Consider the following 16,196-nt stretch of genomic DNA (forward strand, 5'->3'; position numbering starts at 1 on the left):
GACTATTTTATACTCCCTTAAAAAAGGGCTGCAAATGTAACTAATTCTATCTTAAGTTATCAACAAGTTTCAGGAATAATCTGTCGACAATTTTTTATCCTGCGCTCCCGCCCGAAAATTTTAAATTTGACCCATGCTGAAAATTGATATGCACACCCATATTCTCCCCGAGACCCTCCCCAACTTCGCGGAGAAATTCGGATACGGAGACTTTATTTACCTAATGCACAACCAGGATGGTTCGGCGAATATGATGCAAGGCGATAAGTTCTTCCGTCGTATTCAACCCAATTGTTGGGATCCAGACATCCGTATTAAGGACTATGAAAAGTTCGACACCCAGGTGCAAGTGGTTTGTACCATTCCGGTGATGTTCTCCTATTGGGCCAAAGGCAAAGATGCCAAAGCGCTCAGCGAGTTCCTCAATGATGATATCGCACAGCTTTGCCAAAACTACCCTCAGAATTATCTGGGCCTCGGCACCATACCCTTGCAAGATGCCGACCTAGCCATAAAGGAATTGGAGCGCTGCAAAGAAATCGGATTATTAGGAGTGCAAATTGGTTCCAATATCAATGATAAAAACCTCAGCGAACCTGAGTTCTTCCCCATCTTCGAAGCCGCTCAGGAATTAGATATGGCCATTATGATCCACCCTTGGAATATGATGGGCATGGAATCTATGCGAAAATATTGGCTGCCTTGGTTGGTTGGGATGCCTGCCGAAACTTCAAGGGCTGCCTGTTCCCTCATCTTTGGAGGCGTATTGGAACGCCTGCCGGGATTAAGAGTATGTTTCTCCCATGCCGGTGGTTCCTTCTTACCCACCTTAGGCCGAATTGAACACGGTTTTAACTGCCGTCCCGATTTAGTAGCCATCCATAATAATGTAAATCCTCGCCAGTATGTAGGCGATTTCTGGGTAGACAGCATTACCCACGATGCCAAATTATTGGACTATATCCTCAGCATGCAAGGCTCTAAACGCGTTATGCTGGGCAGCGACTATCCTTTCCCATTGGGTGATCTCGAAATTGGCGCCTTTATAAATGATATGGGATTAGAGCAAAATGTGGTGGAAAATATCTTCGCAAATGCTGCTCTGGAGTGGTTAAATATCGATAAAAGTAGATTTGAGATAGGCGGGACTAATAAAGGTAGTTTCGCGCTCTCCGAAAAGGGCTAAATTTGCAGCTCTTTTAAAGCCCCGTCATGAGCGATGCAATTACTCACGAATGCGGCATTGCGCTGGTTCGATTAAAGAAACCCATTTCCTACTACCACGAAAAGTACGGATCTGCACTCTATGGTGTAAACAAAATGTATGTGCTGATGGAAAAGCAGCACAACCGCGGACAAGATGGCGCCGGTATGGCGAACATCAAGCTAGATATGCCTCCCGGTAAACGTTACATCAGCCGCTACCGTTCCATCGATAAAACCCCCATTCAAGACCTCTTTGAGCGCGTAAATCAGCGGATTTACAAGGGCCTCGAAGGTCAGGACGACCGAATCCATGATGCCGAATGGCTCAAGCAGAACGTTCCCTTTATTGGCGAACTCTACCTCGGTCACCTGCGCTATGGCACCTATGGCGGTCAAAGCATCGAGAACATCCACCCTTTCCTGCGTCAGAATAACTGGTTAACCCGAAACCTGATTTTGGCCGGAAACTTCAATATGACCAATGTGGATGAGCTCTTCGATAATCTGGTACAATTAGGTCAGCATCCCAAGGAAAAAGCGGATACCGTTACCATCCTGGAGAAAATCGGTCACTTTTTGGATGAGCAAAATGAAAAGCTCTACCGCAAATTCAAGAAACAAGGTCTTAGCAAAGCGGACATCAGTCCTAAAATTGCGGAAGAAATAGACATCCCTAAGATCCTTCGTAAAAGTGCGAAGCGCTGGGATGGTGGCTATGCTATGGCTGGTTTATTTGGTCATGGCGATGCCTTTGTTTTGCGCGACCCCAATGGCATTCGCCCGGCTTTCTATTACGATGACGATGAAGTTTGCGTTGTAGCCAGCGAAAGACCGGTAATTCAAACCGCCTTTAATGTACCCTTTGCGGAGATTAAAGAAATTGAGCCTGGTCACGCTCTAGTGATTAAGAAATCAGGCGAAACCGAGATGCAGGAAATCCGTACTCCCGGCGAACGCACCGCCTGCTCTTTCGAGCGGATTTATTTCAGTCGGGGTAATGATGCCGATATCTACCGCGAGCGTATTGAACTGGGACGCAGAGTTTGCCCAGCCATCCTCAATGAGGTAGATCACGATCTTAAACACACCGTATTCTCCTTTATTCCTAACACCGCCGAGATTAGTTTTTACGGGATGGTGAAGGGAATGGAAGATTACCTCAACCGCAGTAAGCGGGATAAGATTCTCAAATTCGAAGGGGATCTCGACAGCGAAAAACTGGAGTCCCTCCTTTCTATTCGCCCTCGGGTGGAAAAATCACTTTGGAAGGATGTAAAGATGCGCACCTTCATCACCCAAGATAACAGCCGTGATGAATTGGTAAGCCATGTTTATGATGTTACCTACGAAACCGTTCAGCCAGAGGACAATCTGGTGGTTATCGACGATAGTATTGTTCGTGGCACTACCCTCAAGCAGAGTATTCTCAGTATCCTCGACCGCCTGGGTCCCAAGAAGATTATTGTGGTGAGCTCCGCGCCACAGATTCGCTACCCAGACTGCTACGGTATTAATATGTCTTTATTGGAAGATTTCGCCGCCTTTAGAGCTGCCATTGAATTGCTCAAGGAAAGAGGCATGGAATCCATTATTGATGATACCTACCAAAAATGTTTGGCTCAAAAGGATTTACCCGATAATGAGGTGAAGAACTTTGTAAAGAACATTTATGCTCCTTTCGAAGCCCAGGAAATTTCCGATAAAATGGCGGAAATGCTTACTCCGGAAGGCATGAAGGCCGAGGTGAAAATCATATTCCAAAGAATTGATGACCTACATGCCTCCGCCCCTAACAATACTGGCGATTGGTACTTTACCGGTAATTTCCCCACTCCTGGTGGAATGCGCGTGGTAAACAAGGCTTTCTTAAACTTCTATGAAGGCAAGCGAGAAAGAGCGTATTAAGTATTTATAATCACCTCATAATTAAGTGAATCAACTCTTAGTTTACTGAAATTTTTATTTTGGTTGGATAAAACCCAATCAACATGAAAATCTCAATAACCAACTTATTTAATCGACCTAAGATTTATATCTCACAAATTGATATTAGGGACTGGATTAGAAAAGGGCTGCTGCATTTATTGCTTGCATACATCTTGGTAATTTTAGGATGGCTTATCCATTATAAATGGAAGGTTGAACCTTTAAAAGCGGACACTCAAGAAGAGGTAAAATTATCTGAAGCCGATTTTGAAAATCGAGACTATCATATTTCCTTCTCGGCTTCACTAGCCGAAGACATAATCTTTTTTGGAATTGTAGGTGTTATTATTTTCATCCTTACCAAGAGAGATGGTTCTGAATTAAGTCTAAAAGAAAGGATTAACAGAATACTTCTTACTAATAAAAATAACAACAGAAGTGCGAAGGATTATTTGTTTGATCAAATATCTCCCATCCTAGCCTATAACGAGAGTTCAGAAATTTCTGTTGAGTTAACGCAGTTGAAGCCTGATGAAAGCCTAATTAAAATATATGCTGACGTTAAGCATCGAATACTAAATATGTGTTCAAATGATTCATTCATAATCCCTAAAAACACCATTGGTATAGAATCATCGTACTTAGTTGGCCTAGATTATGGTACGGTATATCACGCAAGCATAAAAAATGAAAAACCATCAGTTGATGCTAGTGAAGACCAAATAATTATCGACTCTAAACCTGGTATACCTTTAAAAACTAAAATTTATGAGCATCCAATCCGTCCTTTTACAATCAGTAAAAATGGAGCGGCGATTGCTCAAATGTCCTGGTCAATCTGGGAAAAACTAGATGGCAACAAGGATGATGATGGATTTTACATTTCAAATAAGCGATTTACCAATAAAATAGACCTCACCGTAAGTAATAAAACCCCTCAAGACCTAAAGATCACCTTGGAACTTCGACATGCAAAATCTGGAAATCGAACGATTAAAACCATTGAACTAGCTTCGGAAAGAGAAAATGTACCCTTTCCGATTCATAAAAGATTAATACCCGAAGATGAAATCTGGTTAAAGTTCCAAACGGCATAAATCGCCTATTAACAAACAATTGAACATAAATTTCCACAAACTGCGTTTCACTTTAAAAGGCTTTTCCTTTCTTGCAATAGATTAAAATTCAAATTATGCTTAACAAAGGCGGCGGCGGTATCTAATTCCGCACTCTTTATTCCTAAAGTAATCTGGCACCATTTCAGATTGCCTAGATACATTCTACCAAAATATTGGTTGAAGGACTTCTTATCCCTTTTGTTTTAAAAACCATTGTATCAAAGCGTTTTTTCAGACCTTAGAAAGATGAAAAAACGCTGGATTCTCTTTCTCTTGATATTAGGTGCCTGTCAGCAAAACCCAGCATCAGAGGATGCTAATTTGGATGTTGATCAAGACAGCCTTGCCACCAAGAACCCCAAAAGCGGCAGCTTGCCGGCAATAGATACACTTAAGGGTTTCCAGGGAAAATCAGATTTAAAAGACAGCCTGGGAACTACCTATCTTGATTTTGGCTCCTTTGCCTTTATCCTCCAAGGTCGTTTTGAACAGCAAAAAGAAGGAGATAGCATTCAGCTTTATGAAGCACTAGGGCTCTATTTCTACCAAAAGAAATTTCGCCCTGAAATTCTGGATTCCGATCTAAGTTTAAAGCTCTATCTAAGCAAGCTTGAGCGCGTGATGCAGGTATTTCCTCATCCTGTAAATGACCCTACCGGCAATTATTCCAAGTGGTTAAAGAGTCGACAAAGCTGGCAAGAATGGAGCCCCTACCAATATTTGAATATCGAAGAGCAGCCATTTCGCATGCCGCAATTTAATGCCGGCAGCTATGAGGATCCACCAGCAAGAATCTTCGAAAAGCTGGCGCTACATGATACGCTAATTGAATATCCTGGAGAAATGGGTGGTACCACCGCTGAATTCCTTTATCTGGATAAACCCGCCAATTATTCCATCCCTCGAGCACGAATTAAAATTGAGGTCTATCGCAAGGGCATATTACTGAAGCACTATTTCCTCCTACTTCACTTTAGCTATGGTTGCTAGGCGCATTTCCATATTGCTGCTATTTTTCCTGGCCGCTTGCTCCTGGGAGTACCATCGCAGCCATATTAAGCTGCCTAGCTTAAGTCCGCAACCTGGCGAATACCACCAAGCGACAGATCGAATTTTCAGTGAAGATTCCATTGCCTGTGAACGAAGTCAATTTTTCATGCTAAAAGGTAATTGGCCTTATTCTTCTTCCTGCACCTGCGAAAACGATTGGCAAATTGATTCGGCCTTCCGTCGAAACGGCCAAGTCTTTTCAATCTCCAAGCGCCATTATATCCCCAGCCCCCATTACCTCTACGATAGCACTATCACCCTACTATACGATATCGATTTACGCCCTGTACAACGAACGATCTACATCAATCAAGTGGATACTAATTACCAATACTGGCAGTATTATGATAAATTCGGCCAGCCAGAAGCAACTAAATATCCTGTAATCTTTCAGCTCTTAAATGACTAATCAACCACTGGGAGACCCTAAAGTCCTAATTGACATTGTGCGCACCGAAATGCCCTTTGGTAAATACCAGGGGCGTAAACTTTGTGATGTGCCCACCTACTATCTGGAGTGGTTTTATGCCCAGGGTTGGCCCAAAGGTCGAATTGGAGTTCTACTGGAAACCCTTTTTGTAATCCGTACTGAAGGTCTGCATGAAATTCTGGATGAACTAAAAAGACGCTACGGTCAAGATCGTTAAGTTCTATGATCTGATTGCCACTCTACAGCTTTTCTCATTGAGTTTTTGCAGACTTTTGCGCTCAGAAAAATGCGCGATCTCGATAAAATAAAAGCTCACCTTGCTCTGCTCGGAGTAGCCCTTATTTATGGGCTCAATTACTCCATTGCCAAAGATGTAATGCCTGAGTACTTGCAGCCGCGAGCTTTTATTCTATTACGCATTAGCGGAGCGGTTCTTCTCTTCTTTGCTTTTAGCATCGGCGGCAGCCATGAAAAAATTGATCGCAAGGACTGGCTGCGAATTATTGGTGCGGGTCTCTTTGGCGTAGCCACCAATCAATTGCTCTTTTTCGAAGGTCTTAATATTAGCAGCCCCATCAGTGCAGCGGTAATCATGACCACCAACCCAATTATGGTTTTGATCCTGGCCGCTATCTTCCTCAAGGCGCCCTTAACCTGGCCACGAATTCTGGGGATTGCTCTGGGTCTAAGTGGAGCACTCTATCTCATTAGCCAAGGCAAATCCCTCAATAATCTCTTCCAAAAAGGAGAATCGTTGGGTAATATTTTGGTGATGCTCAATGCTCTATCCTATGCAGCCTATCTGGTAGTGGTTAAACCCTTAATGCAGAAATACCGCCCCCTAACGGTTATCAAGTGGGTCTTTCTCGCTGGATGGTTTTTCGCCTTTCCCTTTGGGATTAGTCAGGTTCCGGCAATTGAATGGCTAAGCATTCCTGGCAAGATCTATTGGGAAATAGCTTTTGTAATTGTTGGCACCACCTTTCTGGCCTACCTCCTTAATATCTATGCCCTTAAGACCGTAAGCTCAACCACGGTTAGCTTCTATATCTACCTACAACCCCTTATTGCTACCGCCGCTGCAGTGCTGGTGGGAAGCGATCATCCGGAGACGCATATGCTCATTGCTGCCCTCCTGATATTCAGTGGTGTATATCTCGTATCCTTTTACAATCGCAAGCGGACACAATAACTTACCTTTGCCGCCTATGACGCCTTTGTACAGTATGACCGGCTTTGGCAAAAAGGTTTTGCAATTGCCGGGAAAGAAGATTAGCATCGAGATGAAAAGCCTGAACAGCAAGCAGGCCGATATCAATTTGCGTTTGCCCTCTCTCTATCGGAGTAAGGAAGGTGATATTCGTCAATTAATCTCTGAATCTTTAATTCGGGGAAAAATTGATTGCAATATCAATGTTGAAGTTACCGGTATCGAAAGCGCTCCACGCATTAATATGGAGCTAGCGGAGGGCTATTTAAAGCAGCTCAAGCAATTAAGCGATGCTACCGGCACCAGTGGCGATCTTTTAGGATCTGTAATGCGATTGCCGGATGTTTTACAAAGTGCCCAAGATGAATTGGGCGATGAGGAATGGAAGATTTTAGAGCAAGGCCTCTTAGACACTCTTGAAGCCCTCAAAGAATTTAGAGCCAGTGAAGGCAGTCGCTTGGCCGAAGATCTTCAATTGCGTTTGCAAAACATTGAAGAGGCTCAGGCTAAAGTGGTTCCTCTGGAAGAAGAAAGACGTCAGCGCGTTAAGGATAAACTGATGCGTAGCCTTGAGCAATTAAAAAGCGATGTAGATCAGGAACGCTTTGAGCAGGAACTGATTTACTACCTCGAGAAATACGATATCACCGAAGAAAAAGTTCGCTTAAGCTCTCATATTCAATACTTCCGTGAATTGATAGAAGAAGGGAATATGGTAGGTAAAAAACTCGGCTTTGTGAGTCAAGAAATTGGCCGTGAGATTAACACCTTAGGCAGCAAGGCCAATCATGCGGAAATGCAGCGCCTCGTTGTGGAAATGAAAGACGAGCTGGAAAAAATAAAGGAGCAAGCCCTCAATATCCTCTAAAAGGAAAAGCATGTCCCGAAAGAACAAAATGATCATCTTCTCCGCTCCCTCCGGAGCCGGAAAAACTACCTTGGTACGCCATCTCCTGCAACAGCCAGAATTAGAACTGGCATTTAGTATTTCTGCTACCAGTCGGGCTGCCCGCGGAAAAGAGCAGCATGGAAAAGACTATTACTTTTTATCTAATGATGAGTTTAATAAAAAGGTAGAGGATGGCGCTTTTTTGGAATGGGAAGAGGTATATGCCGGTACTAAATATGGCACTCTTCGTTCCGAAATTGATCGTCTTTGGAAAGAGGGTAAAAATGTGATCTTCGATATTGATGTGGTGGGCGGTTTAAACCTGAAGAGTCTCTATGGTGATCAGGCCCTGGCCATTTTTGTGATGCCACCTAATGAGGAAGAACTTGAGCGTCGCCTAAGAAGTCGGGACACGGATAGCGATGATAAAATTCGTCAGCGTATGGCCAAGGCCCGTAAAGAAATTGGCCGCTCCGACCGCTTTGACCATATCCTTCTGAACAAAGATCTCGACACCGCAAAAACCGAAGCTTACCAATTGGTAAAACTGTTTTTAGGAAAATGAAGAAAAAAGTAGGACTGTACTTCGGCACCTTCAATCCTATCCATGTGGGTCATTGCATTATTGCCCAATACATGTTGGAGTTTACCGACCTGGAAGAAGTTTGGTTTGTGGTTACGCCCCATAATCCTCATAAAAAGAAAAGTAGCTTACTCGATGATCGTCAGCGCCTGCACATGGTAAACTTGGCTATTGGTGATCATTATAAATTAAGAGTAAGCGATGTTGAATTCGGTTTACCGCAACCCTCTTACACCGCCAACACACTGGTACACTTAGAGGAAAACCATCCCGAGTTTAGCTTTCACCTCATTATGGGTGAAGACAATTTGGAAAGCTTCCCCCGCTGGCGCAATTTCGAGAGCATTCTCGAACAGCATGAACTTTATGTGTATCCGCGCATTGCGAGCGATGGTGGCGAATTAGCCCATCATCCTAAAGTTCATATTACCAAATCACCCATTATTGAAATTGCTTCTACCGAAATTCGAGAAGCTATTAAGGAAGGAAAAGACGTGAGTTATATGCTTCCTCCGGCGGTTTGGAATTATATCGATCAAGAGCTTTTTTACCGCGACTAAAAAAATTTCCCGACCATTGTTTGAAACAATAGCCGGGAAAAATTTTGTGATGGGCCGGGTCCCTAGTGTTAATACGCCCTAACCATCAACTATCCTATTTCACTTCAAAAGTAGGGCGATGGTTTAGGCTTGCCTTGTCAGGCCTTGCGCAATTTTGCCAGATAGCGTTCTTTAACAATTCTTTGATGATGCTTATCATGACCTACTATGATATAAGCGATGGCCAATAATGAAACTTTACCCGCTTCAATCTCACCTTTTGCCAGCCATTGATTCGCATTTAAGGATTCAAAGAAATCAAAAGTAGATTGCTTTAGATGCTGGTATTCATGCAATAAACTAGCCCAAGATCGATCATTAGCGGCACTATTTTCTACATATGCATCATGGTCAAATCCGGGTAATACTTTGCTTTCTCCGCGAGCAATTGACATTGCCCGGTACACAAAGACCCGCTCCACATCGATAATGTGTTGCACTAATTCTTTAATCGTCCATTTACCAGCCTCGTAGCTATATTCTGATTCGCTTTCGCGGATGCCATGCCAAAACTCCAATCCATCTTGAATGGAATATTGATAGCTCTCTAAAAGTGGCTGATCATCTGTCGCCCAGGAGAAGTAGTTCTGGTAATAAGTCGGATAATCTCCTATTTGAGGACGATGATTAGGCACTATGGAATCCATTTAATGTCTTTAAAGTCGGGTTTGCGCTTTTCTAAAAAGGCATTGCGACCTTCTTTCGCTTCGTCGGTCATATAAGCAAGGCGCGTGGCCTCTCCGGCAAATACTTGCTGTCCCACCATACCATCATCAGTAAGGTTAAATGCGAACTTCAACATTTTGATCGAGGTGGGTGATTTCTCCAGAATCTCGCGGGCCCACTGATAAGCGGTATCTTCTAATTCCGCATGAGGGATGGAGGCATTTACCATGCCCATAGCCACTGCATCATCTGCACTGTAATTACGGCCGAGGAAGAATATCTCACGAGCTTTCTTCTGCCCTACCATTTTCGCTAAATAGGCCGAACCATAGCCACCGTCAAAGCTGGTAACATCGGCATCAGTTTGTTTGAAGATGGCGTGTTCCTTACTTGCTAAAGTGAGATCACAAACCACGTGCAAACTATGTCCGCCGCCAACGGCCCATCCTGGAACCACAGCAATTACCACTTTGGGCATAAAGCGAATTAAGCGTTGCACTTCGAGAATATTCAAACGTGGCATCCCGTCATCATCCACATAACCTTGATGGCCACGGGCATTTTGATCGCCACCACTACAGAAAGAATAAATACCATCCTTGGGAGAAGGGCCCTCAGCACTAAATAATACAACGCCAATAGAAGTATCCTCACGTGCATCCAAAAAAGCCTCATAGAGCTCCGCTACAGTTTTAGGGCGAAAAGCATTACGTACTTCGGGGCGATTAAAGGCGATGCGTGCCACACCATCTCCTGATTTTTTATAGGTGATATCCTGGTATTCTTTTACGGTAGTCCAGTTTGCCGACATAAATCAAATTTTGAGCAAAGATACATCCTCCGAATGGTTATGCTCAGCCTGAAAAAGCCCTTCAGGAAAATCCCAAAGGGCTTCCACCTTTAATCCCAAAAGGCTATTCGGGTTTGGCGCCCAGAAAATTCATGCTATTCGCAATGATCTCCGTTACATAGCGCTTTTCACCTTCCTTAGCCGAATAGGCACGATTCACAATTTTGCCTTCAACAATTAGAAAGCTGCCCTTCTTCACATGCTTCTCAATCACCCCGGCCAAACCATTCCAGGCTACCACATTGTGCCATTGGGTTTCGGTTACTTTTTCCCCTTTGCCATTTTGATAGGTTTCATTGGTGGCGATGGAAAACTTGGCCAATTTGCCTTTTGAATCGAAGCTTTTCACTTCAGGATCAGCACCCACATGCCCGATCAAAGACACGCGATTTCTTAAATCACTCATGATTTTGGTTTTATAGATTGAGGAACAAAGGTGAGATCCTCCTCAGGCTTAAAGCCAGATTAAACGTTTAGCAAACCATTAATCAAACGCTTAGCATCCTTTGAAGCAGAAATCAGAGAGTCAATGCCAGCATTTAAAAGGTTAAAATCGCCCTTACACATACGATTTTATATAGAAGTTCTTTCTAATAAAAGACTAAAGGCAATTGATTAGCTTAGTTTTGCATGAGAATGAAAAGCTTTTTCCTTTCCATACTAGTAATTTGTATCGCGGCCTCCAGCCTTCAAGCTCAGGAATATAGTCCAATGGAGGTTGAAGGAAACTTTTGGTCCAAGAAATTCCAAAAAGACACCGTTGAATACAAACTCTCCGAACTGATTGATCTTTTCGAAGGAAATGCTCAGGCCAATCTCCTGGTTCGAAAGGCTAATAATCAGCATGACCTTGCGCGTTTCTTGCAAGTGTCAGGTACATTCTTGGCCATTTACCCTTTGTTTAATGCCGCAATTGGGCGTACTCCGAACTACAATATGAGTTTAATTGGCTTGGGGTTTTGGGGAGTTTCCATTCCATTGGAAATCAGCTCGCAGCATAAAGCCGAAAAGGCGGTGATGCTCTATAATCAAAGGATGCGTGAGGGACTTAAAGCTCATCTCATGATCCAAAACAACGGGATTGGATTAAGTTTACGCTTTTAAATTCTGCCTTGACAAAAGTTGCCTTAATTGAATTTGGCACTTCACACGACGAAGTCCTTTATCCGCAATATCGCTTTCTGGAAGAGAGCGCTAAGCATGAGGTCTTTCTCTTTGTCTCAGAAGCTTTGAAGGAGCGGCTTTTTGACTATCCTAATCATCAAGTATTCTTTATTCCGGCCCAGCCTAAGCGTAGCGATCTAATTGATTTACATCGCCGATTAAGGCAAATGGGCATCCAGAAAGTGGTGATAAATACCGCCAGTGGTAAAACAGTACGCAACTTCCTTTGGCTACGACCTAAAAAGCCCTGGAAAGTGTGCGGCGTTTTACATCATCTGCGTAAGCTTGAAGGCAGTACTACCCAGAAACTAATTAGCCTTTATTTAAAGAACTATTATTTCCTGGCCGAATACCTTCAGGCGAAAGCCCCCTCATTAAAACCCAAATTGAATTACGGGCAATTCTATGCAGGCTTTCTCCCCGACTTCCCTATTGATGAAAGCTATCGAAAACCTCTAGGCGAAACCTGGGTTGTAGTTCCTGGGCAATTGGAATATAAGCGTCGTGATTACCAGGCATTATTGGATAGTTTAAAACCTAATTCCCTGGATCCAAAACTGCGTTTTATCCTTTTAGGCAAATCCAAGCACAGCCATGGAAATGGAAGTGAATTTGAAGCGGAGTTAAAGAATCGACAACTGGAGCACTTCTTCCTAAGCTGGGATAATTTCGTTCCCAATGAGGCTTTTTATGCCTATTTGGCTCAAGCCGATTTTGTACTGCCTTTAATTCATTTAGGCCAAGCTAGTGGCGAGCTGTATCAAAAACAAATTTCAGGTTCCTGGAACATGGCTTTGGCTTTTAAAGTGCCCATGTTGATCGAAGCGGGCAGTCCGGGTGCCGATGAATTTGAAGACGGAGCATATTTATACCTCAAAGAAGAGCTGCCAGGGCTATGGTCCAAGCTTGATGAGCTCAAACAAAGAAGCTATTATCTGGCCCCAAAATGGCAATTCGAAAATCAGGCTCAGGCCTATTTAGATTTTTTGGATAAGGCCTAAAAAAAGCCGCCCCAAAAATAAGAAGGGACGGCCCATAAATCTCGAGAAAAAATTATTTCTGAATAGTCAGCTTTACTGTTTTAGCTTCTTCTGATCCATTCTGAAGTTTTAGAAGGTAAGTTCCGCTCGCTAAATGATCGAGATTAAGCTCATACTTCTCATGGGCATTAATAGCCAATTTAGCTTCATGTACTTTTTCTCCTGCCAGAGAGTAAACTGCCAAATTGTATTGACCCGGCTCTGTAAACTCGATTAACCCCTTTCCAGTGGTAGGGTTCGGGTAAACCTGAAACTCCTCCAAATCATTTTCTACCAAATTGATATTGGTCGGATTCGCCATAATCACACGATAGTGAGGTGCCTCAAAGGTGGTACTATTGCTAAAGCCACTGAACCAACTTCCATTTTGATTTTGGAATACCGAAGCATAGGTGGGCTGACCCCAATTGGTACTATTGGCAAAACGAATTACTCCATCTGCAGCATTGGGGAATAAGCTTGCTACGAAAAAATAAGTGTCGGCTGGAATTTCTAATGGCTTGCCATTTGCATCCTCGAATGAGAAGTTCGCTAGATTACAAGGGACGCTGCCATCGAAGGAAAACACCTTGCGATAAATCGGGTTTTTACCCGCAGGGAAACCCGCATTAAATGCAAAACCGACGGTATCGTAGATGGCAATTTCCATATCGGCGGTAGAGTCGGTTAAACAGCTCATTTGCATTTCCATTCCCTGGATGTATACACTATTGCCATTTCCGTATGGATGTTGATCGGGATCTTCCAAATTGAAGAGTACTCCAATGGCAATCATTCCATTAGTGCCGGTATTGGTTCCAAAGTAATTATCTGCCACCTTATCATCTATCGAATAAGCATCACCATAGGAGAAATTGAAAGTATCCGCCGCCGTGGTATTGGCTAAAGTGATACTATCCGACATGGCCTTATATACTAATTTGAAGTCACCGGGAAAGGGAGGTGTCCAGGCAGAAGTGGTTAGGGTAGTGTAATAAGCCGTATCATAAGGGGCCAATGTGGCTACGGTAGGAGAGAATACGGTTCCCGCCACGGCATTATTCGAATCTAGAATTTCCACGGCCAGAGCAACATTAGTTTGAGCATTGGTTCCGTAGTTATAAATATTGCTATCGAAGGTAATTGGCACAGTTTGCTTATCTGACAAATGCAGGTATTTAGGATAGCTGCTATTGTTATCGAAAATAATGTCATGCGCGGGAGCTTCACCAGTTGCGCCGGGAGCCGTTGCCCGCGTAAATACCAGGGAGTTCTCCGGTGGTGTTAGTAATTCGATATCGTCGATCATCCAATAGTAGCGACCCGAGCCATTGCTATTGCTTACGTTTCCATCAAAAACAAATTCCAGTACTACATAGCTTTGGTTTGCAACAAAGCTGGAGAGGTTAGCACGAAAATAGGCGTTCTGATCCGTAGAGGCATTCACTGCTACTTCGCTAGCGGGAAATGCTTCTACTGTATCCGGGAAAGTTACACCTCCATCGGTACTTATTGCTACATACCAAGCCGATTGAAAACGACGGGCATACATATAGAAGCCGATCTCGGCACCAGAATGTGCGCTAAGGTCGATGGTATCGGTTCTCAGGCGACCCACATGCGGTGCCGGAACCGGACCTGAACCATTGGTAGCGCGATCTCCATTGGAATGCAGGAAATCCGAATCAAAAATCATAAAACCATTGGAACGGGTGGGAGAGTTAATCGGGTCTCCGAGATTACCGGAATTATTGGGGCCTGCCCAACATCCGCGTGAACCTACCGAATCTGGTGGAGCGGTATTGGGTCCGCGATATTCCCAAAGGGCTAAGGCTGGAGTTCCATTTTGCGACCATCCTGCGGGGATGCCATTGGCAAAGTCTTCGGACCAAATTACGGTTTGTGCAGAAGACTCAGGACGATATTGAAAAGCGCCATTGCGAGCTTTCATTTCTTGATAGTCTTCCGAAGCTTCAGCGCGTGGAAGTTGCTGGGCGCTTAAGGCCATGGTCATACTTCCTAATAAAGTAATTAGTAAGGGTTTTTTCATATGCTTTAATTTATTGATGCCTCAAAGTAGCTATTTTTTAGACTTTTACGACATTGGGGGAAGATTTTAACGGAGCCAGCTATTTTTGAAGGCTTCAGACCTATGTGACCCTCCAGAAAACATCAAAAACACCGAATATGCAGATTATCAAAATAATTGTTCAGGTATTACTTGCGCTTATCTTCATTATGGTAGGCAGCATGAAGGTATTTACGCCCTACTCAGAAATGATAATTACGGAGGGCATGACCTGGGCCGAAGATTTTTCAGCCGGCTTCATTAAAATTATTGGAGCATTAGAAGCTTTGGGTGGGCTGGCAGTTTTACTTAGCCTGCGGATAAAGTCCTTCAAGGTTTTAGTTCCGCTGGCCAGTTTGGGATTTATGATTCTGATGATTGGCGCCGCCTATACCCATTGGGAAAGAAGTGAGCCTATAGCCACTAATGCGATTCTATTTTTAGTATCCGCCTTAGTGCTCTATCAAAATCGTGGTGCTCTGGCTCGCAATAAGGCATAAAAAAAGGCCGGTGGTTATGAGGCACCGGCCCGATCCATTGTTTAAAAAAAGAGCACTATTTTACTTGGCTCATGATGATTCTGTCAAAGAATCGATCACTGAAGTAACGACGAATTAGGATCATTGGTTTGGCCATTCTTCCCCCCGCATAGCGAGTTTTTGGCTTTTGACTAGCTATCGCCTTGTTAACCAGGCGAGTAATTACCGAAGCTGGTGATCCTTGACCCTCAAAATAAACTTGCTTGGTAGCCTTAGCTACAGTATTGGTCATAGACTCATAAGCAGTTCCTTTCGCACGCGCAATCATCGGATCCAGCATTACGTCTCCGAACTCTGTAAGGATTACTCCAGGTTCAATTAGTACCACATCAATATTGAAAGGAGCTAATTCCAATCGTAAACAATCAGACCAACCTTCCAAGGCATGTTTTGTAGCGTGATACCAGGCACCTAAAGGGGTGTAGACTTTCCCGCCTACGGAAGAAATATTGACAATTTTTCCCTTCTTAGCCTCTCGCATATAAGGCAATACCTTTTGGGTAATGCTGGCCAAGCCAAAAATGTTAACCTCAAATTGCCGACGAGCATCTTCTATGGAAACGGTTTCTACTGCTCCATATACGGCATAACCCGCATTGTTGACCAATACATCAATACGCCCTTGCTCTTCAATTATGGCTTTTACCACCGCCTCTACTTCAGATTCCTTGGTGATATCCATGGCCAGCGCATGTCCACCCGCTTTTTGGATATCCTCCATTTTGTCGATCCGGCGCGCAGCACCATATACAATATGACCTTGTTTGATTAAATCTAGGGCAAAATCTTTACCCATTCCAGAAGAAGCTCCGGTTACTAAAATGACTTGCTTTTTCATAATCTAATTGTAAGTGATTAATTACTTATACTTCGGGGTAA

18 protein-coding genes are annotated in these 16,196 nt (G+C 43.5%); 13 read left to right on the top strand and 5 right to left on the bottom strand.

Translation table 11 applies throughout. The annotated features are described in order from the left end of the window. Positions 1–133 precede the first annotated feature (133 nt). The 10 genes from H4K34_RS07495 to nadD all read left to right on the top strand — a co-directional run bounded on the left by H4K34_RS07495 (position 134) and on the right by nadD (position 8,972). On the top strand, positions 134–1,186 hold the full coding sequence (locus tag H4K34_RS07495) for an amidohydrolase family protein (protein WP_210760200.1): 1,053 nt from the start codon (positions 134–136) through the stop codon (positions 1,184–1,186). 26 nt (positions 1,187–1,212) lie between these two features. After that, positions 1,213–3,111 (top strand): amidophosphoribosyltransferase, encoded by a 1,899-nt coding sequence (locus H4K34_RS07500; protein WP_210760201.1) that lies wholly within the window; start codon positions 1,213–1,215, stop codon positions 3,109–3,111. A gap of 83 nt (positions 3,112–3,194) precedes the next feature. Then, complete coding sequence (locus H4K34_RS07505) at positions 3,195–4,229, top strand: hypothetical protein (protein WP_210760202.1); 1,035 nt, start codon at positions 3,195–3,197, stop codon at positions 4,227–4,229. Positions 4,230–4,496: 267 nt separating this feature from the next. Then, entirely contained in the window at positions 4,497–5,240 is a 744-nt protein-coding gene (locus H4K34_RS07510; protein WP_210760203.1) for a hypothetical protein, read from the top strand. Positions 5,241–5,253: 13 nt separating this feature from the next. Continuing rightward, positions 5,254–5,709, top strand: coding sequence for a hypothetical protein (locus H4K34_RS07515; protein ID WP_210760204.1), 456 nt, complete (start codon positions 5,254–5,256; stop codon positions 5,707–5,709). Then, on the top strand, positions 5,702–5,947 hold the full coding sequence (locus H4K34_RS07520) for a DUF3820 family protein (RefSeq protein WP_210760205.1): 246 nt from the start codon (positions 5,702–5,704) through the stop codon (positions 5,945–5,947). Before H4K34_RS07515 ends, H4K34_RS07520 begins: the two co-directional genes overlap by 8 nt. A gap of 69 nt (positions 5,948–6,016) precedes the next feature. Continuing rightward, the gene (locus H4K34_RS07525; RefSeq protein ID WP_210760206.1) at positions 6,017–6,922 is read left to right on the top strand and encodes a DMT family transporter; all 906 of its coding nucleotides are present in this window, start codon (positions 6,017–6,019) and stop codon (positions 6,920–6,922) included. Between the two features lie 16 nt (positions 6,923–6,938). Next, the gene (locus H4K34_RS07530) at positions 6,939–7,808 is read left to right on the top strand and encodes a YicC/YloC family endoribonuclease (RefSeq protein ID WP_246452216.1); all 870 of its coding nucleotides are present in this window, start codon (positions 6,939–6,941) and stop codon (positions 7,806–7,808) included. A gap of 10 nt (positions 7,809–7,818) precedes the next feature. Beyond that, positions 7,819–8,394 carry a guanylate kinase gene (gene gmk / locus H4K34_RS07535; protein ID WP_210760207.1) on the top strand — a complete coding sequence of 192 codons (576 nt, stop codon included), beginning with the start codon at positions 7,819–7,821 and terminating at the stop codon, positions 8,392–8,394. Then, on the top strand, positions 8,391–8,972 hold the full coding sequence (gene nadD, locus H4K34_RS07540) for a nicotinate (nicotinamide) nucleotide adenylyltransferase (RefSeq protein ID WP_210760208.1): 582 nt from the start codon (positions 8,391–8,393) through the stop codon (positions 8,970–8,972). The genes gmk and nadD overlap by 4 nt, the downstream gene beginning before the upstream one ends. Before the next feature lie 137 nt (positions 8,973–9,109). Here the strand turns inward: nadD and H4K34_RS07545 are convergent, their stop codons facing one another. From H4K34_RS07545 to H4K34_RS07555, 3 genes are all read right to left on the bottom strand, one after another. Then, the gene (locus H4K34_RS07545; protein ID WP_210760209.1) at positions 9,110–9,658 is read right to left on the bottom strand and encodes a DinB family protein; all 549 of its coding nucleotides are present in this window, start codon (positions 9,656–9,658) and stop codon (positions 9,110–9,112) included. Then, positions 9,646–10,488, bottom strand: a complete 843-nt coding sequence (locus H4K34_RS07550; protein WP_210760210.1) for a 1,4-dihydroxy-2-naphthoyl-CoA synthase — start codon at positions 10,486–10,488, stop codon at positions 9,646–9,648. Before H4K34_RS07550 ends, H4K34_RS07545 begins: the two co-directional genes overlap by 13 nt. Before the next feature lie 103 nt (positions 10,489–10,591). Continuing rightward, on the bottom strand, positions 10,592–10,933 hold the full coding sequence (locus H4K34_RS07555) for a single-stranded DNA-binding protein (RefSeq protein ID WP_210760211.1): 342 nt from the start codon (positions 10,931–10,933) through the stop codon (positions 10,592–10,594). A gap of 230 nt (positions 10,934–11,163) precedes the next feature. On the opposite strand from H4K34_RS07555, the gene H4K34_RS07560 reads away from it, so the two are divergent. Next, positions 11,164–11,631, top strand: a complete 468-nt coding sequence (locus H4K34_RS07560) for a hypothetical protein (protein WP_210760212.1) — start codon at positions 11,164–11,166, stop codon at positions 11,629–11,631. An 8-nt stretch (positions 11,632–11,639) separates the two neighbouring features. After that, positions 11,640–12,692, top strand: coding sequence for a glycosyltransferase family protein (locus H4K34_RS07565; RefSeq protein ID WP_210760213.1), 1,053 nt, complete (start codon positions 11,640–11,642; stop codon positions 12,690–12,692). 52 nt (positions 12,693–12,744) lie between these two features. Here the strand turns inward: H4K34_RS07565 and H4K34_RS07570 are convergent, their stop codons facing one another. Beyond that, positions 12,745–14,760 carry a T9SS type A sorting domain-containing protein gene (locus H4K34_RS07570; RefSeq protein ID WP_210760214.1) on the bottom strand — a complete coding sequence of 672 codons (2,016 nt, stop codon included), beginning with the start codon at positions 14,758–14,760 and terminating at the stop codon, positions 12,745–12,747. Positions 14,761–14,897: 137 nt separating this feature from the next. Between H4K34_RS07570 and H4K34_RS07575 the strand changes: the two genes are divergently transcribed. Then, on the top strand, positions 14,898–15,278 hold the full coding sequence (locus tag H4K34_RS07575; protein WP_210760215.1) for a DoxX family protein: 381 nt from the start codon (positions 14,898–14,900) through the stop codon (positions 15,276–15,278). A 55-nt stretch (positions 15,279–15,333) separates the two neighbouring features. On the opposite strand, the gene H4K34_RS07580 is transcribed toward H4K34_RS07575, so the two are convergent. Continuing rightward, entirely contained in the window at positions 15,334–16,155 is an 822-nt protein-coding gene (locus H4K34_RS07580) for an oxidoreductase (protein WP_210760216.1), read from the bottom strand. Positions 16,156–16,196: the final 41 nt, after the last annotated feature.

This window comes from Croceimicrobium hydrocarbonivorans, from assembly GCF_014524565.1.
Lineage (GTDB): Bacteria > Bacteroidota > Bacteroidia > Flavobacteriales > Schleiferiaceae > Croceimicrobium > Croceimicrobium hydrocarbonivorans.